We start from the raw sequence: 22,364 nt of genomic DNA, 5'->3' as shown, positions 1-22,364 counted from the left end.
TCAGGAATTGAAATGCCGGGATGGTCTTTCAGCATTCCTGATCCTTCATTTTTCCGTATATATTCGAAAACACTACCCCATGAAACAACTCTTTCTGTTTGCATGTATGTTCCTGCCTGCATTCGCATCTTCTGCACAGGACAATTCCTTTCTTTATCAATACAACAAACAACGGATCAACAGTACCAAAACTGCCATGCTCGTACTGGGTGGCTGGGGAATTGCCAATGTTGCATCAGGAGTGATAGGGAATAGTACTGCGGGGGGAGAAGCGAAATATTTCCACCAGATGAACGCTGTCTGGGGTGTTGTAAACCTGGGCATCGCTACTGCCAGCTATTTTGGCAACAGGCGGCTGGATCCGGGGAAATATAACTGGCAGGGAAGTGTACAGGAACAACATAAGATAGAAAAGATCTTCCTGATCAATGGTGCGCTGGACCTGGCTTATATCGCCAGCGGATTATATCTGCGGGAACATGGCAAGCTAAAACTCATAGGAACGGCGCATGACCGGTGGAAGGGGTATGGCAACTCTTTTATTCTGCAGGGTGCATTTCTGCTACTCTTTGATGGTGTTAACTTCACAATACATCATGCGCACGGCAAGGGATTATTCCAGCGCTTTAATGATCTGCAGTTAAGTGTTGCGCCAGGTGGCGTAGGGATGGTGTATAGTTGGTAATATTCACCCATATCTTCTCTTTTTGCCTTTTTACAGTGAACTTATTCAAATCATAGATTTAGTAGGCTAGATAGGTTATACACAGGTCTAAGCCGCTGCTGTCAGAATTATTACTTCAGGTTATCTGCGATAACTTTTAGTAATAGTGACACCCTGCCCTGAATTTTGTTGAACCCGCGCGGGTACTATAGCTTTGAACTGTCCTTCCATTAAAACATCGATGCTTAACTGTATAGGATACCTGTAATTTCACATATACCAACCATCAAATAATAAGCAGCTAAGGCTGAACACCAGGCCTGTTTGCTGAAGGAAGTATTTATGATCACATTATTGCAACAGACCGATTATCTGGTCGTTTTAATTATCGGCGTTATTGTCGGTTATCTGTCCGGTTTACTGGGCAAAGGCGGCAGCGCAGTGAGTACCCCGGCGTTACAGATCTTTGCAGGGGTGAATCCATTCTATGCATTGGCTTCACCATTACCGGCAGCCATTACCAGTACCATTTCCGCTACTACGGTATATAGCCGTCAGAAACTGTTCAACAGGCATGTTATCCTTACCGGTGCATTGTTTGGCGTACCGGCTACACTGGCCGGCGCATGGATGAGTAAGTTTCTGCCGGGAAAAACATTAATGATCCTGACCGCGTTATTTATTGTATCGATAGGAGGCTCTTTGTTGTTTTCTTTTTTGCGTAAAAAGGAGCATGCCGAAGAAGGCCATCCGGTAGATGCAGCTGAAGGGCATCATGGACTGATAGTGATCGCCTCACTGGGCATAGGGTTACTGTCCGGATTGCTGGCCAATGCCGGCGGCGTATTGTTTAGCTCTTTCTTCATTAAAAAGCTGCATATGCCTATTAAACAGGCGCTGGCCTGTTCCATTTTGTTGTCAGCATTGCTATCTGTACCTGGAGCGCTGGCGCATTGGTGGCTGGGGCATATCGACTGGAATATTGCGTTATTGCTGTCATTGACGGCGATTCCATCTTCTTACCTGGGCGCCAAAACAGCCATTAAAATGAAGTCTCCTTTGCTGGAGAAGCTGTTTGCCTGTACACTGATCCTGTTTGGGTTATATGATATCATCTATACACTTTGGAAATAATTAACAGGGGGACATGGGGATATGCTGGTAGCAGAGAAAATACAAATGGCTCGCATTGCGAGCCATTATTTTTAAAATCTTATAGGCGCTGCCAGGCGCTATACGCTGAACTTCCTCTTGCATCAATAGCACCAATGCATTTACCCCTGTTTATACTCTTTCTTTCTTGATTCGTGTCCGCTCTTCCGGAGGTAATGTACTTACCACAAGATCATACGCATTTTGAAGAAGCGACTGTAATTCATGTACCGGTAAAGTGTCCAGTGACCGTATCTGTACCCAATGATAGCGGGCCAGATATGGAGCCGGCACGATGCCTGGTTGTGAAATAAGACGGTGGAAATCTTCCAGACGGCATTTCAAGGATATGCGATGCGGTTCGTTTTTACAGATCATACAAAATAACTTTTCTCCTACGGAGAACCGCAGATCTTCATCCCATTTTTCTTCCTGTGTTACGGCAGGAAATGCGAGACAGTAATTAAGGGTCATGTCAAACATAATACTGGCAGCTTAAAAGTTAAAAAAATCGTTGAGTGGAAAGTATAAAAGCTCAATTAGAAAAATTGAAACAACAAGTAATGGTAAAAGGTTTGTTGATTGCCTTCTTTTTCCAGCTTTGCCAGACATGAGGGTCTGTTCCGGATATGTTGTTTTTTTTTGTGTATAGCTGATGGACAACTAACCTAAAACCTTAAGGTTCCTGACTCTATTCCTACTATAAATTTAAGTATCTTTTCCCAAAGCCAGATGTATATTTTTCATTAACAACTGATACAGACAAGTCTTTTAACAGGTAGTCAACAGGCGCCAATTCACACATTTCTTATAGTTTAAAAAAGTACTATAAGTTAGTGATTGTCGCCTATGGACTATTACCCGCTTATAGATGAGTTACTTAAACCGTCTTGCCATTTTTTCCTCCAGCACACTTAGCGGTACGCAACCATCTTTTAACAATTCATCATGAAAATCTTTTATACTGAACCCGTTTGATTGACTGTATTTGTTCCGCAGTTCACGAATCTTCAGCTCGCCGATCTTATAAGATAAAGCCTGACCGGGTATCGCCATATATCGTTCTATTTCAGATACGGCTTCGTGCTCACTCACAGGCTCGTTGTCCATCATGTATTTGATCGCCTGCTCCCTGGTCCATCCTTTGGAATGCATGCCCACATCCACTACCAGGCGGATGGCACGATGGATCTCATCTGACAGATGACCGAAATAACTGTATGGATTAGTGTAAAGCCCCAGATCCCTGCCCAGGCTTTCACAATACAATGCATACCCTTCCCCGTAGGAGCCGATCCAGTTGAAACGGCGGAATTTAGGCAGGGAGTCATTTTCCTGCTGGATGGAAGTCTGGAAATGATGGCCCGGAATGGCCTCATGCAGGAACAGGCATTCCATCCCTGTGTAGTTGAAAGTAGTAGCATCCAGAATAGGTACATAGAAGATGCCCGGACGGGAACCGTCGGGACTACCCGGCATATATTCGGCGCTGGCAGACGCTGCGCGGAAAGCTTCTGTCTGGCGGATTTCAAACTTTGTACTGGGCAGATGTCCGTATAATTGTTTTACCGCAGGCATGATCTTTTGCTCAATAGCCTTGAAGGAATCCAATACCTGTGAGGGTGTAGTGAATATCCTGAACTGTTTATCGTTGCGGATGAAATTAAAGAATGCTGGCAGGTCGCCTGTAAAACCAGTACTGTTCTTTACAGAATCCATCTCTCTTCTGATACGGGCTACTTCTTTTTCTCCGGTAGCAAATATCTGATCTGGTGTAAGATCGGTGGTTGTCCAGTATCTGATCAGGTGCGTATACCACTCCTTTCCATGTGGCAGGCCATCAATGCCTGTGCTGGTGCGTGTTTTAGGCAGGTATTCATTGACAATGAAGTCATGAAGTTTGGCATAGGAGGGAAGCACATACTGTTCAATAGCCGCTTTATAGGCAGTACTTAGTTCATTCCTGCCCGTGCTGTCAATATCCGCAGGAAGTAGCCGTAAAGGTGTATAGAATACGTTGTTGCTATCTTTCTTTGCCAGGTCTGCAAGTTGAGGTATTACTTTCAAGGCAAGTGCTCTCGGTAATACATATCCGGTAGACATACCACGCCGCATGTTTGCAATAGCTGTATCACTCCATTCCGCAAAGCTTTTCATTCTCTGAATGAACTTTTCATAATCTGCTTTGTTCTTAAACGGCTGGGCGCTTGTACCTGAACCGAATTGGGGGAGTGTAAGGGTGAGGCCCCAGAACTGCTGAATAGGCATCAGGTGATCCGGAAAGCGGAGTCCTTCCTTACCTATAGATAATTCCCTTTGCAGCATGGAATAGCTAATCAGGTCATTATCATTGAGTACTGTAGTGTCAATTCCCTGTAATCCGGCCTGATAGCGGGTATAAAAGCTATCCAGCCTTGAGCGGAAGCGGTCGCTGATGTCGATCTGCAGCAACCCGTCGTACTGATGTTCTCCATTCATGGTAGCCTCCATAGGAAAGAGTTCCATTTTCTCATCATAGTAGCGTTGAACAAGGTGATGCAAGGAATCCGGAGCGTTATTTCCAGCCGGTTTACCTGGTCCTGAGCAGGAGGCTGAAAAGAGCGTCACTGCTAGCAAAAGGGCGTAGTTAGTCTTTAGCATGTGTTGCGATTAGATGAAGATGATATATTTCTGTACGTTATTTAGCTTCCGGGAATTATAAACATAAAAAAAAACACTCCGAAGAATCGGAATGTTTTATATAGAACAGTGAACAATGAAAACTCTTTCATCAGTTGATAAAGCCATTATTATAAATTTATAGTAAAGGCAAGTAATTGATTCCGTGATACTTTATCCCACAAACCTGAATAAACGGAGCTTACTTCTATCAACCCACCTGTCCGGACAAGCCGGCAGGCGAATGCAAAATTAGCTTAATTAACAAACCAAACTTGTTAACCTATTTTAAATTTTTGATTTTTATGCTACGGAATGACACTGTATTGCCGTGGTCTTGCAATAAAATGTGTCCTTCGGGCCACAATCCAAAGTTATTCCAATCTTTGTATTTGCTGATCGCAACCAGGTCTTTAAATTCTTTGGAACCTCTGTCGTACTCAACCATTTTGAAACCATTCAACCAATGCTCAACATGATTGTTGGGATACACAATTATACGCCCTTTATTCCATTCTCCAATCTTCTTTATTGCAGCTTTATTCAGATCAGTATTTTTCCGGGGGATCAGGTCATACAGGGAAGACAAGGTCCTGTTGCCGTTACGGCCCAGCTTCGCATCAGGATGACGCTCGTCGTCCAGTACCTGGTATTCCAGTCCTATAGCTGATTTACCCTTCGTGTCGTAGCTTTCTTTTACATTATATTTTACACCGCTGTTAGCGCCTTCGGTCAGCTTGAAATCAAACTCCAGCTCAAAAGCACTGTATTCCTTCGTGGTTACAATGTCGCCACCAGAGCCCATTTCATCGCCATTGGACTGATGAATGGTCAGTTCGCCATTCTCCATGCCCCAGCCGGTAGTCGGGAACTTATCCTGGTTCACCCTGCGCCAGCCATTGCCGGTTTTACCATCCCAGAGTAACTGATACCCATTCTTCTTTTCCTGTTCGGAAACATTATTGGGAATATCATTCACTACATATATTTTATCATATGGAGAATATTGGGAAGGCGCCGGATTTTCCAGGATGCGGATATTGCGCCAGTGGATTTGTTTACCCTTATCATCTTCTTTATATATCTGATGCACTTGCAAAGCGATGAAGCCTTTCAGTGTCATATCGTCGATCAGGTGAGCAGTAGGAACACCATTTACCCAGGTACGGATTTCCGGACCGCGGCATTCTATACGGTATTTGTTCCAGTCTTGTTTTTTGAATGCAGATTTGGCAGCAGGGTTCAGTTCCAGCGGATATAACCATCCACGACGGGCTTCGTCATAAATACCACCACTCCAGGCACGGTCGCTAGGATCAACTTCCATCTGATACCCATGCACACGGCCGTTATTGTACTCTGGTTTACTCTCACTGCGGAACTGTATGCCATAATTCATAGGAGCATCCAGCTTCAGTTCAAGTTCAAGTATGAAATCGCCGTATTCTTTTTCCGTAGCAAGGAAGGAGTTCGGGCTGCCGGCCACGGAAGTGCCGTTGATCATCCCATCTTTAGCGTCATAAATCGCTGTCCCATTTACTTCTTTCCAGCCATTCAGTGTTTTGCCGTCAAACAGGTTTTTCCATTCGGCTTTCTTTTGCTGTGCGACAGAGAAGCTGCTTATAAGTATGGCGCTGCATACCAATAACGTGTTTTTCATAACCATAACCAAAAGTACTCTTAAAAGTAAATAATGATAAGAATTTATTCAACCGATTGCACAAATTTTATGATAAGCGGTATTATTTCAGGTTGATTTTATGCAATCGTTTGCAATTTATAACTAATCTACTTAACTTGTACTACCCCATTCTCTGAAAAATACAATAGAAAAACCTAGTTGAACTTATAAGTGATTGCTTTTCAGGGATGTGAATTCTGTTATCATTTTAAAATTCTACGTATGAAGAACACGTTATCGAAGACGCGCGCTCTCCTATTATGTCTGCTATTGTACAGCACATTTGTAAGCGCCCAATCCATCCCTATCAGGGGAAAAGTCACCGGACCGGACGGTAATCCTATTATCGGCGCATCAGTATCCATCAAGGGACAAAAGAATGGAACAGTGACCGATGTTACCGGCTCCTACAAACTCCAGGCGCCGAAAGATGCAGTACTGACTTTCTCCTTTATTGGCTTCCTTCCACAGGAAGTGCCTGTGAATGGCAGGTCAGACATTGAAGTAAAACTGGCAGAAGACCAGAAAAAACTCGACGAAGTTGTTGTAGTTGGTTATGGCCAGCAAAAGAAAAAGGATGTGACCGGGGCCATATCCTCTATTAACAGTAAAACAATTATGGAGGTTCCTGTAACCAACGCACAACAGGCACTCCAGGGCAGAACACCGGGGATTGATGTATTAAATAATAGTAGCAAACCGGGTGATGAGCCACAGGTAAGGGTAAGGGGAACACGTTCTTTGTCGGCAGGTAATGATCCGCTCTATGTTGTAGATGGAATTCCTTTTGCCGGTAATCTTAATGACATCAATCCGCAGGACATTTCTTCCATGGATGTACTGAAGGATGCATCTGCTACCGCTATCTATGGTTCGCGTGGTGCGAATGGCGTTGTCCTGGTAAGTACCCGCAAAGGAAAGATCGGTAAACCACAGGTCTTTTACAGCGGTATGTATGGTGTCGTTAATTCACTTGGCAGAACTGATATGATGAACAGTCAGCAGTACCTTGCCATGAAGAGAGAAGCAAACCGTACGACTGGGAACTACGATGATAATAATCCTGACGCTTCAGATGCGAAGATATTCACCGCTGTGGAGCTGGCTAATATTAAAAAAGGTGTGAACACCGACTGGCAATCCCTTATGATAGACCAGGGATGGCAAACCCGCCATTCACTTGGTGTAAGTGGTGGTAACGAAACCACCAAGTACGCAGTAACCGGAGGTTACTTCAAAGACCAGGGCGTACTTAAATTACAAAGTTACGAACGCTATAACCTGCATGTAGGTGTCGACCAGATGATAGGCAAACGCATACAGGTGGGCATCTCTTCACTGTCTACCTACAGCATGCGTAAAGGCAGTACTTACAACGGTATGAGCGCTTCGCTCAAAATGCTGCCTATCGCTGATCCTTATGATGCTTCAGGTAAGCTCATTACTTATCCGACAGCAGATAACCAACAGCCCAATGCATTGCTGGATTATCAGGATGGTAACCGTGTAGAGAGACTGAGTCATATCCGTTTCTTCAACAGCTTATATGGAGAGGTAACGATCCTCGACGGATTAAAATACCGCCTCAATGTAGGTACCGATGTTTTCCAGAATAACTATGGCCTCTTCCAGGGGAAAAAGAATACTGACCTGCTCATCGGTGGTGGCGATGCTACTGCCAAAAAAGAGGGCCAGCTGGTGTGGGCTTATACAGTAGAGAACCTGCTGACCTACAACAGGACCATCAAAAAACACTCGCTGAACCTGACTGCATTATACAGTGTGCAGCGTCAGCGTGAAGACTCCTCTTCTGCTTCTGTAAGAGGTATTCCGGTGGAATGGCAGGAATATTATAACCTCGGGCAGGCCGCTAACGTAACAGGCATCAGCAGTCAGCTTGGTACATGGACGATCCTGTCTTATATGGGACGTTTGAACTATGGTTATGACGACCGTTACCTGCTGACATTGACCTTACGTTCAGATGGTTCTTCCCGCTTTGCACCAGGGCATAAATGGGGATATTTCCCTTCAGTAGCAGTAGGATGGAACATAACCGGCGAAGATTTTATGAAAAGAGCATCCTGGGTTGATATCCTGAAGGTGCGCGCCAGCTATGGCCGTATCGGTAATACTGGTATACCTCCTTATGCTACACAGGGACTGCTGGGACGTGTACCTTATTCCTTCGGTAATAAAGGTGTGACGGGCTTTTCTCCGATCCTGCTGCGTAATCCTAATCTTACCTGGGAAACTACCGCTTCCTTTAACTACGGCATTGACTTCAGTTTCTTCAACGGAAGACTTACCGGTAGTATTGATCAGTATAAACAGAAAACCACCGACCTGTTGCTGCAAAGATTCCTGCCTTACAGTAATGGTGTAAACTATGTATTGGAGAATACAGGTGTTACACAGAACAAGGGTTGGGAAGTAGGCTTGTCAGCTGTCATTCTTAATACAAAAGGTGGCTTTAATTGGTCAATGGATGTGAACTGGTTCAGAAACCGTGAGAAGATCCTTGCACTGGGTGAAGGCAAAACACAGGATGTAGGTAATGGCTGGTTTGTAGGCAGCCCTACCTATGTGTATTATGACTACAAAAAAGTAGGTATCTGGCAGGATGAAGCGGCCGCACAGGTCTACAAACAACACCAGGGTGAGATACAGCTTGCTGATATCAATGGTGATAAAAAGCTGGACGATAAAGACCGTACTATTCTTGGTGCACCACAACCTAAATGGTCAGGTGGTATGACACAACGTTTCTCTTACAAAGGAATTGATCTGTCTGTTGTCGCATTTGCACGTATGGGTAGCATGGTGAAGAGTGATTTTTATTCCTCATTCAATACGCTCTTCGGTCGTTATAATAACCTGGATGTGGATTACTGGACACCAACAAATCATACCAATGCTTTCCCCCGTCCAAATGCTAACCAGGAGCGTCCTAACAACTATAATACACTGAGTTACTTTGATGGTGACTTCATCAAGATCAGGAATATCACGCTTGGATATTCACTGCCTTCCCGTATAATGAAACGCTGGCAGATGGAGTCATTGAGGTTCTCCGTGGATGTAAAACAACCATTGATCCTCGCGTCTTACAGGCAGAAGTACAAAGGTATAGATCCTGAAGACGTGAATATTATCGGGGTGGATGCACCTGCTACCTGGATGTTACAGTTTGGTGTCAGTGCTACTTTTTAATGCAACAAAAAAAATATTTATGAGAAATATATGCTGGTACCTGTTCATATGCGCGTGCATTGTGACAGGGTGTAATAAAATGCTGGATGAAGATGTGGTATCATCGGTAACGGATGATTTTTACAATAACGCAGCCGGTTTCCAGACTGCAGTAGCCGGTAGCTATACTGGTCTGCGCAGCTTCTATAGTACAGAGCGCGGTATGACAACAAGCGTATTTGGTACAGATACTTATACGAATGGTTCTGATGGCGATTTTAAATTCGCGAATCAGTATACATCGCAACTGGATCCCCGTTACGCTCACCTGCGTGAAATATGGAATGCCTTTTACCAGGCTATCAATACCTGTAATGTCGCTATTGGAAGGGCCGACCAGATACCTGATCTGGATAGTGCTGCAAAACGCTCTGGTGTAGCGCAGGCACGCTTTTGCCGGGCGAACTATTATTTCCTGCTCGTGCAGATGTTTGGTGCCGTTCCTCTGCGGTTAACAGAGAACAAAGAGATCCTTACGGAAGCGCATCGTGATCCGGTTCCGGATATTTACAACGCTATCCTGGCCGATCTGCAATATGCAGCGCAGACATTACCTGTTACACAGGCAGAATGGGGCCGTGCTACCAAACCGGCAGCTGAGCACCTGATGGCAAGAGTATATCTGACCAGGGCTACTTCTGTTGCCAAAGGCGCTACTGATTATGACAGCGCAGCTACATATGCTACCCGCGTGATCTCCCAATATGGTATGCAGTTGTTATCAGATGTAGGTCAGGTATGGGCACAGGGTAAAGAGAATAATGCGGAGACAGTGTTTGCCGTACAGTTTACCACCGATGCCTTGTATAATGCTACGGATAATAACGCCTGCCGTTTCTTCCTGATGCAGTATGATGTGCTGGGTGGTATGAAACGTGATCTGGCAAATGGTACGCCGTGGAAGCGTTTCCGCCCTACAAAGTTCCTGCTGGACACATTGTTTGCCGATCGCGTACACGATACCCGTTATGAGAAATTCTTCACAACGGTATGGTTTGCCAATGCCGGTAGTACCAAGTTGAAAATAGGAGATACTTCCGTTTATATGCCGGGGTATAACGTGACGGATGAGCAGATCGCCAGCAAGAATTATCAGCTGGTGCCTCCGCGTAATTACACAGAACGTTTGTATCCATCACTGAACAAATTTGCAGATGCTTTGCGTCCTGACAACCAGGCCTCAGGTGTACGTCCTTTCATCGCTTACCGCCTTGCAGAAGACTATCTGATAGCTGCGGAAGCATTGATGTATAAAGGTGATAAAGCAGGAGCTGTAGGTTATCTGAACACCCTGCGTATGCGTGCAGCACGTGTGGGTGCTACAGAGGCTGAAACCAGCGCACACCGTGATGCTATGAAGATCACGGAAGCGCAGCTGAATATAGATTTCATCCTGGATGAACGTGGCCGTGAACTGGTAGGAGAGCAGCAGCAATGGTTTGACCTGGTGCGTACCAACAAATTGCTGGAACGTGTACGCCTCCACAATCCGCAGGGAGGTCCTAATATTGAACAAAAGCATATGCTGCGTCCTATTCCACAGGATCAGATAGATAGAACAAGTAATGAATTTCCGCAAAACCCTGACTATTGATCTGATTGGAAGAAGGCTCTTTCATCGTGTACTGTAGCCTGAATTCCTGGTCCAAGTAGGTCAGAAAGGCAGATGTATACGAAAAATATTTCCCTCATGAAAACCCCTGTGGCTCCGGTAGTATAGAGTTAATACTACCGGAGCCTTTTTTTCATTAACTTTAGAGACACCCAAAAATCCCCGACTCATGTCACAACAAAAGATCCTCTTTCTTACAGGCGATTACGCAGAAGATTATGAAACAATGGTCCCCTTCCAAATGATGCAGATGATCGGACATACTATTCACGCCGTTTGTCCGGATAAATCAGCGGGAGACAAGATTATTACCGCTATCCACGATTTTGAGGGAGATCAGACCTATAGTGAGAAGCGGGGGCATTATTTTGTGCTGAACGCCTCTTTTTCAGATGTGCAGGTATCCTCTTATGATGCACTGATGATTGCCGGAGGAAGGGCGCCGGAATACCTGCGATTGAATGCAAAAGTGATCGACATGGTAAAACAGTTTGTCGCAGCCGGCAAACCTATTGCTGCCATTTGTCATGGTATACAGATCCTGACGGCAGCAGATGCAGTGAGAGGCCGCACATTGACCGCCTATCCTGCCGTAGCGCCCGAGGTGACCCTGGCAGGCGGGAATTATGCTGCTGTGAACATTGATGAAGCGGTAACAGACGGCAATCTGGTAACTGCCCCGGCCTGGCCTGCCCATCCGCAGTGGGTTGCGGCTTTCCTGAAAGTACTGGGCACATCCATCCAGCTATAGCAATTATTATTAATGACCTGTTTATCAGGTGCCAGTGAGTTATTTACATATTTATTATATTCAAATGCCTCTTTTTTTACTATTTTTGGTAGCATAATAGCTACCTATGAAAAAGAGTCCTATGCTCCTGTCCCTGCTGTTCCCGGCAATTATGGGTTATTCCCAGTCGTTAACCTCCGGGGGTAAAACAGAAGGAGATGCCCTTCTCCTGGTAAAGATTGAAAAAGCCGGCAAGTATGGATTTACCGATACGTCGGGTAAGGTGGTCATAGCACCGGTATACGATGCAATTGCTCCTTTCCATAACGGACTGGCAGCTGTGAAAAAGAATAAGAAATACGGTTTCCTGCTGGCCGATGGCAAGACCTCTTCCCTGAAATATGACTCTGCCTGGATGAAAGAGGGCCATTACCCTATGGTAAAGCTCAATGGAAAGACTGGTATGCTGGATAGTAAGGGGAAAGAACTGATAGCGCCCAAATATGACGATGTGACCGGACTGAGGGATGGTTACGTATCTGTATTCCTGGAAGGGAAATACGGGGTAGTCAATTCTAAGGGTAAAATGATCTTAAAGACTGAATATGAGCACCTTGGCTTCGTGACTAATGGGAGTATGCTGGTATATATAGATGGAAAATGCGGCAGGGCCGATTTGCAAACAGGCAAAGTCGTGATGACACCCTACGAGAAGGTGGGTCCGTTCCGTGATGGAATGGCCTGGGTAAGGCAGGATAAGAAATTCGGCTTTATTAATATAAAGGGCGAACTGGTTATTCCATTGGTGTACGACTGGGTAGGCAATTTCAACGAAGGCCTGGTGGCTGTGGCAACTGACCGGAAATACGGCTTCATTAATAAGGCAAACCAGGTGGTGATTCCCCAGAAATACGATAAGGCATATACTTACTCCAAAGGCAGGGGGCTGATCCGGCTAAACGGCCGTATCGGCTATGTGGATAAGGATGGTAATGAGTCCTGGCCTGAAGCCGCAGCTGCACTGCCCCAGGAACCAGCAGAAGGAACACAGAATAAATAGATTCAGAAAACTGTCATAATGGCGTTTGCGTCTTTGTGTTTTATCAATTCCTCCTGCATGGCAAAGGCATATCAAAGGCATATCAAAGGCATGTATAATGCACGGTAACGTGGCCAGAATTGATCCATCTGGTATTCCTGACAATATTACCGTAACATGCGTGTCCCTGAATTGAATTTATACCTGGAACTCCCATGGAATTTGATCTGCTTATTATGGCCCGGGGCAATCCCGGACGATTTGAAATGTGCCCGGTGATGACCTACCAACGATATGTTTTATAACGCATGCTCAATTAGACATGTTTTTTATTACCTTTGCAGCCAAATTGAAAAGCCCCAACGGGCCTTATTATCATTCAAAATAAAGTAATACATAAAACATTATGTCCGGTCAGCTTAAAGAAGTTCGCAACCGTATAAAGTCAACACAGTCTAACCTGCAGATCACCAAAGCCATGAAAATGGTAAGTGCTGCCAAGCTGCGTCGTGCACAGGATGCTATCTTGCTGATGCGCCCTTATGCGCTGAAACTGCAGGAAATGTTGAAGAACATCGTTTCCAACAGTGAAGGAAGTATCGATCTGGCACTGGCTGCACAACGCCAGGTAGAAAAGGTGCTGCTGATAGTGATCACTTCTGACAGGGGATTATGTGGCGCTTATAACTCTAACCTGATCAAGCTAACCAAACAGGTGATCCGTGAGAAATACGAGGAGCAGTTTGCCAAAGGTCATGTAGAAATACTGCCGATCGGTAAAAAGGGTTACGAGCACTTTGTAAAGAATGGTTATAAACTGAACGATACTTTCTGGCACCTGTTCGCTCACCTGGATTTCGAGCACGTAAAACAGGCGGCTGCTTTCGCAATGGAAGGCTTTGTTGCAGGTAACTACGATGCAGTAGAGATCATCTATAGTGAATTTAAGAATGCTGCTACCCAGCGCTATGTATCTGAGCAGTTCCTGCCCGTAGCCCGTGTGGAAAATACAGACCAAAGCTCCAGCCGTGCTGATTTCATCTTCGAACCGGAGAAGAAAGCCCTGATCGCGGAACTGATGCCTAAAATCCTGAACACTCAGCTCTACAAGGCAATGCTGGATGCTAACGCTTCTGAGCATGGCGCCCGTATGACTGCGATGGATAAGGCGACTGAAAATGCCAACGAACTATTACGTAGCTATAAGATCTCTTACAACCGTGCACGTCAGGCCGCTATTACAACCGAACTGACTGAGATTGTGAGTGGTGCAGCAGCATTGGAAGGTTGATCATAGCCACTTATACACATCGAATTAACATCAGAATATTTTGATTTCTTCATAAGGGTCAAAGGCTGTATTTTCGGCCTTTGACTTTTTTCTTTTACAGATGTGGTAATGGCCCGTCCATTCCCATCTGAATCCTGAAAAACCGGGTAATGGAACTTTCACAAATCATACCGCACATAGAGTCATTGATATTTGCCGCAGACAGGCCCTTGCCACTGCTGGAAATTCTCGATCTGTTGAACAATGCGCTGGCCTTCCTGGAAGACCGTGCCTCACTGGAACAGGTGGAGACAGCACTGGATGCTATCAAGGAGAAATACAGCTCTGAGTTCTATCCTTTCGAGGTAAGAGAAAGCGGTGGTGGCTACCAGTTCCTGACCAAAAAGGAATATTACCAGACGGTCGCTCAGCTGAACGGGGAGAAATTCCTGAAACGCCTCTCAACTGCAGCATTGGAAACACTGGCAATCGTTGCATACAAACAACCGATCTCCAAAGGTGAAATCGAGCATATCCGTGGTGTAAGTACTGACTACTCTATCCAGAAACTCCTTGAAAAAGAATTGATCGTGATCTCCGGCCGTAGTGAAACGCTGCCCGGTAAACCGCTTTTATATTCTACCTCCAAGGCCTTTATGGACTATTTCGGTCTGAACTCTCCTAAAGATCTGCCGAAACTGAAGGAAGTATTTGAAGATGAAAGTATCCAGCCAACACTTGTAGGCCTGGAAGGTAATACCGAATCCCCGGATGAAGACGGCCTGAATATGGTAGTGTCTGAAACGGGAGAACTGGTCGAACGCGACTTGTCACATGACGATGGCCCCGCCACCAGGCTCAATGGACATCATGTAGATGTACAGGAGGAAATTCCGGTTGTGGATGAAGACATCCCGGTGAAAGATCAGGAAGACACAGAAGAAAGTGAACCCTCTGCCAGTGGGATTATACCTGTAGTCGTGGAAGACATCCCAACCATGGATGAAGAGCAGGCGAAGGCTGCGGAAGACAAGGAGGATACTGAGGACGACGCTCAAAGTACTGATGAAGATAATACACCTGTTGCTGATGACGATAACGTTGTGGCTACAGAAGATGAGATAGCCGCGTTCCTGGCAGCAGCTGCAGACCTGGGGCCTAAAGATGACGATGACGAGGATGAAGAAGATGAGGATGATGATGAAGATTTTGAAGATGACGAGGACGATGAGGACGGCGATGAAGATGATGAAGATTTCGACGATGATGAAGACGGAGAAGATGACGATGATGACGTTGAGGAAGATGATGACGACGAAGATAGTGATGAAGATGATGAAGACGAGGACGATGATTTTGATGACGAAGAAGATGATGAAGACGGAGATGATGAAGAGGATGACCTTGATTTAGAGGATGATGAAGAGGGCGGCAAAGAAGAGGATGTAGATGATGAAGGTTTTTATAAGGATGGAGACTTTGGTGATGATGACGATGAAGAGGATGATGACGATAAAAAATAAATCCGGAATATAAAAAGTGGGTGTATCAAAGTACGATACACCCACTTTTTATTTGGGTACCTGATGGGATCAGGTAGTCATTTAAGCGATTCTCAAGCCCCTCGTTTATTTTTGATACGTCTTCTTATTACATTGAAAGTTATTCTGCTTTTAATGTCTTCACGGGGTTGGTCAAAGCAGCTTTTGCTGCCTGTGAGCTCACCGTCAGTAATGCAATGAAAACGGCCAGAATGCCGGCCGCAATGAATGTTAACCAGCTTATCTGTATATGGAAAGCAAACTCGCTTAGCCATTTATCCATAGCATACCAGGCCAACGGAGATGCGATCACAAAAGCAATCAGTACCAGCTGAATGAAATCCTTCGAAAGCAATATAACCACATTCCTGACAGAAGCCCCCAGTACTTTTCGTATACCTATTTCTCTCTTTCTTTGTTCTGCGGAGAAGATTGCCAGACCGAATAATCCCAGGCAGGCAATAAAGATGGCAACAATCGTAAAGTAGGATATGATTACAAAAGCGCGTTGTTCCTTCTCATAACTACGTTGAAAGTCCTTGTCAAGAAACGAATATTCGAAGGGAACAGTTGGGAACAACTTCTTCCAGACCTGTCCGATCTTCTGAAGTAACTCCGTATAATTATCCGTAGCGGCGTTGATGATAACATAAGTATATTGGTTGCCAAAAGTGTTGGTGGTAAAGGCATATGGCTGGATAGGATTGTGAAGACTTTCAAAATTGAAATCTTTTACAACTCCTACGATCGTCCTGTTATCGTGGAATTGACCGAAGTCATAGTATATTTTCCTGCCAACAGCATTGGCCGCAGTATAACCCAAAGCCTTCACGGCAGTTTCATTAAGGATGATACTGGCGGAATCGGCAGGGAAGTCCTTTGAGAATGTTCTGCCGTTCAACACCTGAAAGCCCAATGTTTCTATATAGTCTTTTTCTACTGTAGCCAGATATATGTCTACGTTCTCGCTTTTGGACCCGCCTTCCGGGAAGAACAGCATATCACTCATGTTTGTAGTGCCGGGGTAGGCAGAACCACTGGATATAGTCTTTATTTGCGGGTAGCCTGTCAATTCATTCTTTAACGAGGCATAGTAATTTTCACTGTTCAGAAATGCCCGCCCGAGCGGCAGAATTAATTGCTGTTCCTGACGGAAACCAAGCGATTGGTTTTTTAGATAATGAAGCTGTTGCCTGATGACGATAGCCGCAAAAATAAGACAGATCGAAATGGTGAACTGAAATACGACCAGCCCCCTGCGGATGGCTACTGCAGAGAAGTTGTTCAGGATCTTACCCTTCAGTACCGATATAGGATTGAACGCAGATAAATAGAAAGCGGGGTAGGCTCCTGCAAGTAATCCGGCAGCAATGGTGAGCGCAATGATCCATAACAACAGGTAAGGATTATCGAATAAACTGATCTCTTTTTGCGCAAGTATATTGAAGTACGGCAACAACACAAGCACAAGTGCGAACGCAAGTATCAGCGCCATCAGGCTCATAAGGAATGACTCCCCGATAAATTGCCTTACCAGCGCGCCCTTACCAGCGCCTAATACTTTTCTCAGACCCACTTCTCTTGCTCTTTTCTCAGCAGATGCAGTAGAGAGATTCATGAAGTTGACGCAGGCAATAACAAGTATAAATGCAGCAATGGAGGCTAGTATGTATAAGTAAATGATATTACCATTCGTCCCGATCTCATTAGGAGCAGAGGAGTGAAGATAAATGTCCGGAACTGGCTGTATGTACAGGCGTTGGGAGAATCCGGCAGCTTTCATATCAGCTGCAGTTTTATCATTAAAGAACGACTGTAGTTTTGCTTCAAAACGTTTTGCGTCTGTTCCTTTTTTCAATTTTACATAGGTATAGAAAATGTTATTGCCAAGCCAACTGGTTTGCTGTTTTGTCCAGTTCCACATGTCATTATTCCGCATGGAAAGGAAATACCGGGCAGGTATATGTGACCGGGTTGCTTCGCCATTAAAAACGCCTGTTACTGTGTAGTTGAACGGTCCGAATGCCGTATTGATAGTAAGTTGCTTTCCTACAGGATTTACAGGTCCGAAGAATTTGCGGGCTATATCGTCACAAATGACCAGGCTATTAGGCGTATTCAGTGCTGTCAGTGCATTACCATAAATAAACTTGTAGCTGAATATCTGAAAGAAGGTAGAATCGACATAATAACCATTAGATTCAAATAACTGCTTCTGCTCGGCTCCTTCCTTATACTGAAACAACATCCTGGAAATATCGGTAAATGTCAGCAGTCTGGCTACCTGCTCCACTTCCGGCAATGCGTCTTTTACACCAGATGCGAGTGGTGCAGACGAAGCCACCCACTTTTCTCCTTTATTGTTGACAGCGGCTATACGGTAACTCCTGTCACCATATTCCTGATGCTTATCATAACGATGTTCATCAAGAATATATAGCATGATCAGCAGGCAGGTGGCCAGCCCGATAGCGAAACCGACAATATTGATAAAAGAGAATACCTTATTACGTGTGATATGCCGTATTGCGATCCTGAGAAAGTTTTTGAGCATGGGACAAATATTTGAAGCCTGACTATGGGGCGCTAAGAAGATGCCAGGCTATAATGCGGAATTGATCAGTAGGATAGATATGTTAATATGTTCTAACCTGTTCGGTTTTAATACATCATTTGTCCGGCTTTGGGACATTACTACGAGGTAAACAAACAAAGGGGCTGACTAAAAAGGCTACCTTTTCTCGTGAAGGTAATGGAGACGAAACTGCTTTTGCGCAATGCTGAACGCCTTCATTTTACTTTTTAGTCAGGCCCCTCATTATGATCAATAACAAGATGCTATAACTTACTCACCACCGCAGCAAAGATCTCACTCAATTTCTTATCCGCAGTTCCCGCCACGGCGATGATCTCCTCTATAGACACCGGGTGCAGGTTGTCAGGATCGCATTCATCCGTGATCACAGAAACTGTTGCACAGGGTATCTGCAGTTGGTTAGCCACGATCACTTCAGGCACGGTACTCATTCCGACAATATCAGCACCAATGGTGCGCAGATAACGGTATTCTGCCCTTGTCTCAAGATTGGGGCCCGTAACGGCAGCGTATACCCCATTAGTGTGCATCTTATATCCCAGGGAGGCAGCAGCCGTTAATAAAGCCTCGCCCAGCACCGGATCATATGGACGGCTCATATCAGGAAAACGTGGGCCGAAATCAGGTGAATTAAGCCCACGTAGTGGATTGTCAGTCTGAAGATTGATATGATCGTCAAGAAGTACCATATCGCCTTTGGAATAAGCTTTATTGATACCGCCGGCAGCATTGCTGAGCAGCAGGTACTGAATGCCGAGGGCTTTCATGACACGTATCGGGAAAGTGATCTGCTGCATGGTATAACCTTCATAGTAGTGGAACCTGCCCTGCATGGCAATAACAGGTGTATCCCCGATATGGCCATAGATCAGTTGCCCCTTGTGCGATTCTACAGTAGATTCCGGGAAATGAGGGATCTGGTGATAAGGGATGCTTTGCTGGATCTTAATATGGTTGACCAGTTGACCAAGTCCTGTTCCCAGTACAATGCCTACACGGGCAGGCTGGAGGTCTTTCAGAAAGGCGGCTGCGTCTTTTATTTGCTGTTGAAGCATGGCTTTATCAGTTACGAATTATCAATTTACGATTAGACAGCAGCGAAGGTAGCAGGTAATTCTTGATTGAGGATTGATATTCGTCAAATAGTAGAGGAGGGCATAACTCCTGTCGGAGCATCGAAGTCGTTTACAGGTATCCGCAGTAAATAAAAACTGCGGTGAAACACCCCCGGAGAGTGCTCCACCGCAGTCAGTACCTTATTTTCTAGTCAAGATTCGTAATGGAAATATTCTTCCATCTCACTTTTATACCTCCGCCGGAATGGATCTGGAGAGCGATCTGACCATTGGCGCCGCCGATCTTGTCGTCTGTGAGCTGTATCATTTCATGGCCATTCAGGAAGGTGGTAACATTGTTGCCTTTGACGATCACCTTCATGGTGTTCCATTCTCCCTCTTTTAAGTACTGCTCTTTATCGGCTGCCGGCTGGATCAGCCATCCGCGGCCGTAAGATTCGTATATGCCACCGGTATGCTTGCCTTTAGGCGCAACTTCCGCCTGCCAGCCGGTGATCTTTGTCCCTTCAATGGAAGAGTGGAAGAATACACCACTGTTGCCATCAGCTTCCTGTTTGAATTGCAGGGTCAGTTCAAAATTCTTGAACGATTCGTTGGTACCCAGGTAGCCATATTCCTTATCGGGGCCGCTTTCACAAACCAGGGTTCCGTCTTCCACGTACCATTTTTCGGTGCCGTAGATCTTCCAGCCTTCAAGGTCTTTGCCATTGAAGAGGGACTGTTTCTGTGCGAAGATGAGTGGGCTGCCCGTGAACAGGATAGCAGCCAGCAAGAGGAGTTTTTTCATTTTTCAGAACGGTTTAATAAGCTATAAGAATACGTGGAACTTAAATGTAAGAAACTAAAAATAAAAAAGGCGCCCTGTTTTCAGGACGCCTTCTAAAATAGGTTTTATACAGTTGCCGGTTTAGCGTGCTACGTTTACAGCACGTTTCTCACGGATCACGGTTACTTTAATCTGACCTGGGTACTGCATTTCAGTCTGGATCTTGTTAGCGATCTCGAAAGACAGACGGTCAGCGTCATTATCGGTTACTTTATCACTTTCAACGATCACGCGCAGCTCGCGGCCTGCCTGGATAGCGTAAGCTTTTTCCACACCATCATGGGCGAGGGCCAGGTTTTCCAGGTCTTTGATACGTTGCAGATAGCTCTGCATGATCTCACGACGTGCACCAGGACGGGCGCCGCTGATAGCGTCACAAGCCTGAACGATAGGGGAGATCACATATTGCATTTCCATCTCATCGTGGTGGGCGCCGATAGCGTTTACTACCGCAGCATGCTCACCGTATTTCTCAGCCAGTTTGGCACCCAGCAGGGCGTGGCTCAGTTCAGTTTCTTCATCAGGTACTTTACCAATGTCATGCAGCAGACCAGCACGTTTTGCCAGTTTAGGGTTCAGACCCAGTTCAGCTGCCATTACAGCACAAAGGTTAGCTGTTTCTTTGGAGTGCATCAGCAGGTTCTGACCGTAAGAAGAACGGAAACGCATTTTACCTACCAGGCGTACCAGTTCTTTATGTAAGCCATGGATACCCAGCTCGATCACGGTTCTTTCCCCGATATCCATTACCTGCTCTTCCAGTTGTTTCTTGGTCTTTTCTACTACTTCTTCAATACGTGCAGGGTGGATACGTCCGTCCTGTACCAGGCGTTGCAGGGACAAACGGGCGATCTCACGACGTAATGGGTCGAAGGAAGACAGTACGATAGCCTCAGGGGTATCATCTACGATCAGGTCCACACCGGTAGCCGCTTCAATAGCGCGGATGTTACGGCCTTCACGACCAATGATCTGACCCTTGATCTCGTCACTTTCCAGGTTGAACACAGTGATAGCGTTCTCGATGGTCTGCTCGGCAGCAGTACGCTGGATGGACTGTATGATGATCTTTTTAGCTTCTTTGTTTGCCTTCAGTTTGGCATCCTCGATAATCTCCTGGATGTGTGCCAGCGCCTGTGAGCGGGCTTCTTCCTTCAGGCTCTCGATGAGTTGGTGGCGGGCTTCTTCTGCAGTCAGGGCTGCTACTTTTTCCAGGCGGCGGATATGCTCTTCCTGGTGTTTCTCCAGTTCAGTACGTTTGATGGCAACCAGTTCCATCTGGCGGTTGAGGTTTTCCTTGATCGCCTCATTCTCCTGCATCTGTTTCTGTAAGTTCTCCGTCTTCTGGTTCAGCGTCTGCTCTTTCTGTTTGATGCGGTTCTCTGAATCTGCTATTTTCTGGTTACGTTGTAAAACTTCTTTCTCGTGCTCACTTTTCAGCTGGAGGAATTTCTCTTTTGCTTCGAGCAGCCTGTCTTTCTTAAGGTTCTCTGCGGTAAGCTGTGCTTCTGAAACTATTTTCTGTGCCTGTAATTCTGCCTCCTGTATTTTATGTTGCGTGTTCTTGGCAAAAATCACCTTACCTAACAAAATACCTATGATCAATGCCACCACTGCAGCTATTGTCGACATTAAAGTAACTTCCATACAAAAATTTTAATACTTGATTTATGTTGCATTCCTGGCCATATCCCATTCCGTGGAAAGGTAGAGGGTTTAGAACTTGATTCGCGAAAATACAAAAAAGAACGTGCGAAACGACGGGATAATGAGCTGATATGCAGATGTGTGGGAGCTTACAGGAAATTCCTGTACTTGATAAGTGGATAAAGCGTTGATTATCTTAGTAGTATGTTGTAATATTATTGCAATACGTTACTAGCTGCTAATCTACTTTTTCAAAATATTTCAGTGCATCACAAATCTGTGTCAATCAATCTTTCCCCTCATTCCTGGTCATCACTTCAGTGAGCTGTCCAGCAGCGCTTCAAGGTGCTGTAACTTCTCTTCCAGGAATGGCGCAAGGCCAGCCTGTATCTTTCCTCCGCTCGTCACCGGATGGGTTGCGTACATGATAAGGACCATGGCAATATAGTCCTGCAGGTCTTTACCAGCGTACGCTGTTTTGAATTCAATGATCTTCTCATTCACTTCCTTCATGGTACGGCGTACTTCCTCTTCCTCTTCCGGCCTTATCTTAATGCGGTAAGACCTGTCGGCCACCACAATATTAATGGGAATCAGCTGTTCCATGTCGGTAGATTTGG

16 protein-coding genes are annotated in these 22,364 nt (G+C 45.4%); 8 read left to right on the top strand and 8 right to left on the bottom strand.

Annotation, left to right across the window (positions count from 1 at the left end):
- The first annotated feature begins 79 nt into the window (after positions 1 to 79).
- Together BLR32_RS02070 and BLR32_RS02065 are read left to right on the top strand one after the other, a co-directional pair.
- Positions 80 to 685 carry a DUF6992 family protein gene (locus BLR32_RS02070; protein ID WP_089828575.1) on the top strand — a complete coding sequence of 202 codons (606 nt, stop codon included), beginning with the start codon at positions 80 to 82 and terminating at the stop codon, positions 683 to 685.
- Between the two features lie 321 nt (positions 686 to 1,006).
- A complete protein-coding gene (locus BLR32_RS02065) occupies positions 1,007 to 1,798 on the top strand; it encodes a sulfite exporter TauE/SafE family protein (protein WP_089828574.1) in 792 nt (263 codons plus the stop codon).
- A 150-nt stretch (positions 1,799 to 1,948) separates the two neighbouring features.
- Here BLR32_RS02065 and BLR32_RS02060 read toward each other — a convergent pair whose 3' ends face one another.
- The 3 genes from BLR32_RS02060 to BLR32_RS02050 form a co-directional block, all read right to left on the bottom strand.
- Positions 1,949 to 2,290 (bottom strand): MmcQ/YjbR family DNA-binding protein, encoded by a 342-nt coding sequence (locus BLR32_RS02060; RefSeq protein ID WP_218124140.1) that lies wholly within the window; start codon positions 2,288 to 2,290, stop codon positions 1,949 to 1,951.
- Between the two features lie 402 nt (positions 2,291 to 2,692).
- The gene (locus BLR32_RS02055; RefSeq protein ID WP_089828572.1) at positions 2,693 to 4,456 is read right to left on the bottom strand and encodes a DUF885 domain-containing protein; all 1,764 of its coding nucleotides are present in this window, start codon (positions 4,454 to 4,456) and stop codon (positions 2,693 to 2,695) included.
- 301 nt (positions 4,457 to 4,757) lie between these two features.
- Positions 4,758 to 6,134: a 3-keto-disaccharide hydrolase gene (locus BLR32_RS02050; RefSeq protein ID WP_089829884.1), complete on the bottom strand. Its 1,377-nt coding sequence runs from the start codon at positions 6,132 to 6,134 to the stop codon at positions 4,758 to 4,760.
- A 243-nt stretch (positions 6,135 to 6,377) separates the two neighbouring features.
- On the opposite strand from BLR32_RS02050, the gene BLR32_RS02045 reads away from it, so the two are divergent.
- The 6 genes from BLR32_RS02045 (at position 6,378) to scpB (ending at position 15,581) form a co-directional block, all read left to right on the top strand.
- The gene (locus BLR32_RS02045) at positions 6,378 to 9,368 is read left to right on the top strand and encodes a SusC/RagA family TonB-linked outer membrane protein (protein WP_089828571.1); all 2,991 of its coding nucleotides are present in this window, start codon (positions 6,378 to 6,380) and stop codon (positions 9,366 to 9,368) included.
- 19 nt (positions 9,369 to 9,387) lie between these two features.
- Complete coding sequence (locus BLR32_RS02040; protein ID WP_089828570.1) at positions 9,388 to 11,001, top strand: RagB/SusD family nutrient uptake outer membrane protein; 1,614 nt, start codon at positions 9,388 to 9,390, stop codon at positions 10,999 to 11,001.
- A 187-nt stretch (positions 11,002 to 11,188) separates the two neighbouring features.
- Complete coding sequence (locus tag BLR32_RS02035; protein ID WP_089828569.1) at positions 11,189 to 11,770, top strand: DJ-1/PfpI family protein; 582 nt, start codon at positions 11,189 to 11,191, stop codon at positions 11,768 to 11,770.
- A gap of 106 nt (positions 11,771 to 11,876) precedes the next feature.
- The gene (locus BLR32_RS02030) at positions 11,877 to 12,809 is read left to right on the top strand and encodes a WG repeat-containing protein (protein WP_089828568.1); all 933 of its coding nucleotides are present in this window, start codon (positions 11,877 to 11,879) and stop codon (positions 12,807 to 12,809) included.
- Positions 12,810 to 13,194: 385 nt separating this feature from the next.
- Complete coding sequence (gene atpG, locus BLR32_RS02025; protein WP_089828567.1) at positions 13,195 to 14,079, top strand: ATP synthase F1 subunit gamma; 885 nt, start codon at positions 13,195 to 13,197, stop codon at positions 14,077 to 14,079.
- 149 nt (positions 14,080 to 14,228) lie between these two features.
- Entirely contained in the window at positions 14,229 to 15,581 is a 1,353-nt protein-coding gene (gene scpB, locus BLR32_RS02020) for an SMC-Scp complex subunit ScpB (RefSeq protein WP_089828566.1), read from the top strand.
- Positions 15,582 to 15,720: 139 nt separating this feature from the next.
- Here scpB and BLR32_RS02015 read toward each other — a convergent pair whose 3' ends face one another.
- From BLR32_RS02015 to BLR32_RS01995, 5 genes are all read right to left on the bottom strand, one after another.
- Entirely contained in the window at positions 15,721 to 18,153 is a 2,433-nt protein-coding gene (locus tag BLR32_RS02015) for an ABC transporter permease (RefSeq protein WP_089828565.1), read from the bottom strand.
- 284 nt (positions 18,154 to 18,437) lie between these two features.
- Positions 18,438 to 19,250, bottom strand: coding sequence for a purine-nucleoside phosphorylase (locus BLR32_RS02010; protein WP_089828564.1), 813 nt, complete (start codon positions 19,248 to 19,250; stop codon positions 18,438 to 18,440).
- Between the two features lie 208 nt (positions 19,251 to 19,458).
- Positions 19,459 to 20,058: a 3-keto-disaccharide hydrolase gene (locus BLR32_RS02005; protein WP_089828563.1), complete on the bottom strand. Its 600-nt coding sequence runs from the start codon at positions 20,056 to 20,058 to the stop codon at positions 19,459 to 19,461.
- Between the two features lie 120 nt (positions 20,059 to 20,178).
- Positions 20,179 to 21,744, bottom strand: coding sequence for a ribonuclease Y (gene rny / locus BLR32_RS02000; protein WP_176842132.1), 1,566 nt, complete (start codon positions 21,742 to 21,744; stop codon positions 20,179 to 20,181).
- A gap of 312 nt (positions 21,745 to 22,056) precedes the next feature.
- Entirely contained in the window at positions 22,057 to 22,350 is a 294-nt protein-coding gene (locus BLR32_RS01995; RefSeq protein WP_089828561.1) for a cell division protein ZapA, read from the bottom strand.
- Between the last annotated feature and the right edge of the window lie 14 nt (positions 22,351 to 22,364).

The organism is Chitinophaga filiformis (genome assembly GCF_900102545.1).
Taxonomy (GTDB): domain Bacteria; phylum Bacteroidota; class Bacteroidia; order Chitinophagales; family Chitinophagaceae; genus Chitinophaga; species Chitinophaga filiformis.
The sequence above is the reverse complement of the archived record's forward strand: the minus strand, read 5'-3'. Positions and strand labels throughout refer to the sequence as shown.

Bases quoted from the DNA above. Each gene is read 5' to 3' on its own strand.
- BLR32_RS02070 (WP_089828575.1), top strand. From the start codon at position 80: ATGAAACAACTCTTTCTGTTTGCATGTATGTTCCTGCCTGCATTCGCA.
- BLR32_RS02065 (WP_089828574.1), top strand. From the start codon at position 1,007: ATGATCACATTATTGCAACAGACCGATTATCTGGTCGTTTTAATTATC.
- BLR32_RS02060 (WP_218124140.1), bottom strand. From the start codon at position 2,290: ATGACCCTTAATTACTGTCTCGCATTTCCTGCCGTAACACAGGAAGAA.
- BLR32_RS02055 (WP_089828572.1), bottom strand. From the start codon at position 4,456: ATGCTAAAGACTAACTACGCCCTTTTGCTAGCAGTGACGCTCTTTTCA.
- BLR32_RS02050 (WP_089829884.1), bottom strand. From the start codon at position 6,134: ATGAAAAACACGTTATTGGTATGCAGCGCCATACTTATAAGCAGCTTC.
- BLR32_RS02045 (WP_089828571.1), top strand. From the start codon at position 6,378: ATGAAGAACACGTTATCGAAGACGCGCGCTCTCCTATTATGTCTGCTA.
- BLR32_RS02040 (WP_089828570.1), top strand. From the start codon at position 9,388: ATGAGAAATATATGCTGGTACCTGTTCATATGCGCGTGCATTGTGACA.
- BLR32_RS02035 (WP_089828569.1), top strand. From the start codon at position 11,189: ATGTCACAACAAAAGATCCTCTTTCTTACAGGCGATTACGCAGAAGAT.
- BLR32_RS02030 (WP_089828568.1), top strand. From the start codon at position 11,877: ATGAAAAAGAGTCCTATGCTCCTGTCCCTGCTGTTCCCGGCAATTATG.
- atpG (WP_089828567.1), top strand. From the start codon at position 13,195: ATGTCCGGTCAGCTTAAAGAAGTTCGCAACCGTATAAAGTCAACACAG.
- scpB (WP_089828566.1), top strand. From the start codon at position 14,229: ATGGAACTTTCACAAATCATACCGCACATAGAGTCATTGATATTTGCC.
- BLR32_RS02015 (WP_089828565.1), bottom strand. From the start codon at position 18,153: ATGCTCAAAAACTTTCTCAGGATCGCAATACGGCATATCACACGTAAT.
- BLR32_RS02010 (WP_089828564.1), bottom strand. From the start codon at position 19,250: ATGCTTCAACAGCAAATAAAAGACGCAGCCGCCTTTCTGAAAGACCTC.
- BLR32_RS02005 (WP_089828563.1), bottom strand. From the start codon at position 20,058: ATGAAAAAACTCCTCTTGCTGGCTGCTATCCTGTTCACGGGCAGCCCA.
- rny (WP_176842132.1), bottom strand. From the start codon at position 21,744: ATGGAAGTTACTTTAATGTCGACAATAGCTGCAGTGGTGGCATTGATC.
- BLR32_RS01995 (WP_089828561.1), bottom strand. From the start codon at position 22,350: ATGGAACAGCTGATTCCCATTAATATTGTGGTGGCCGACAGGTCTTAC.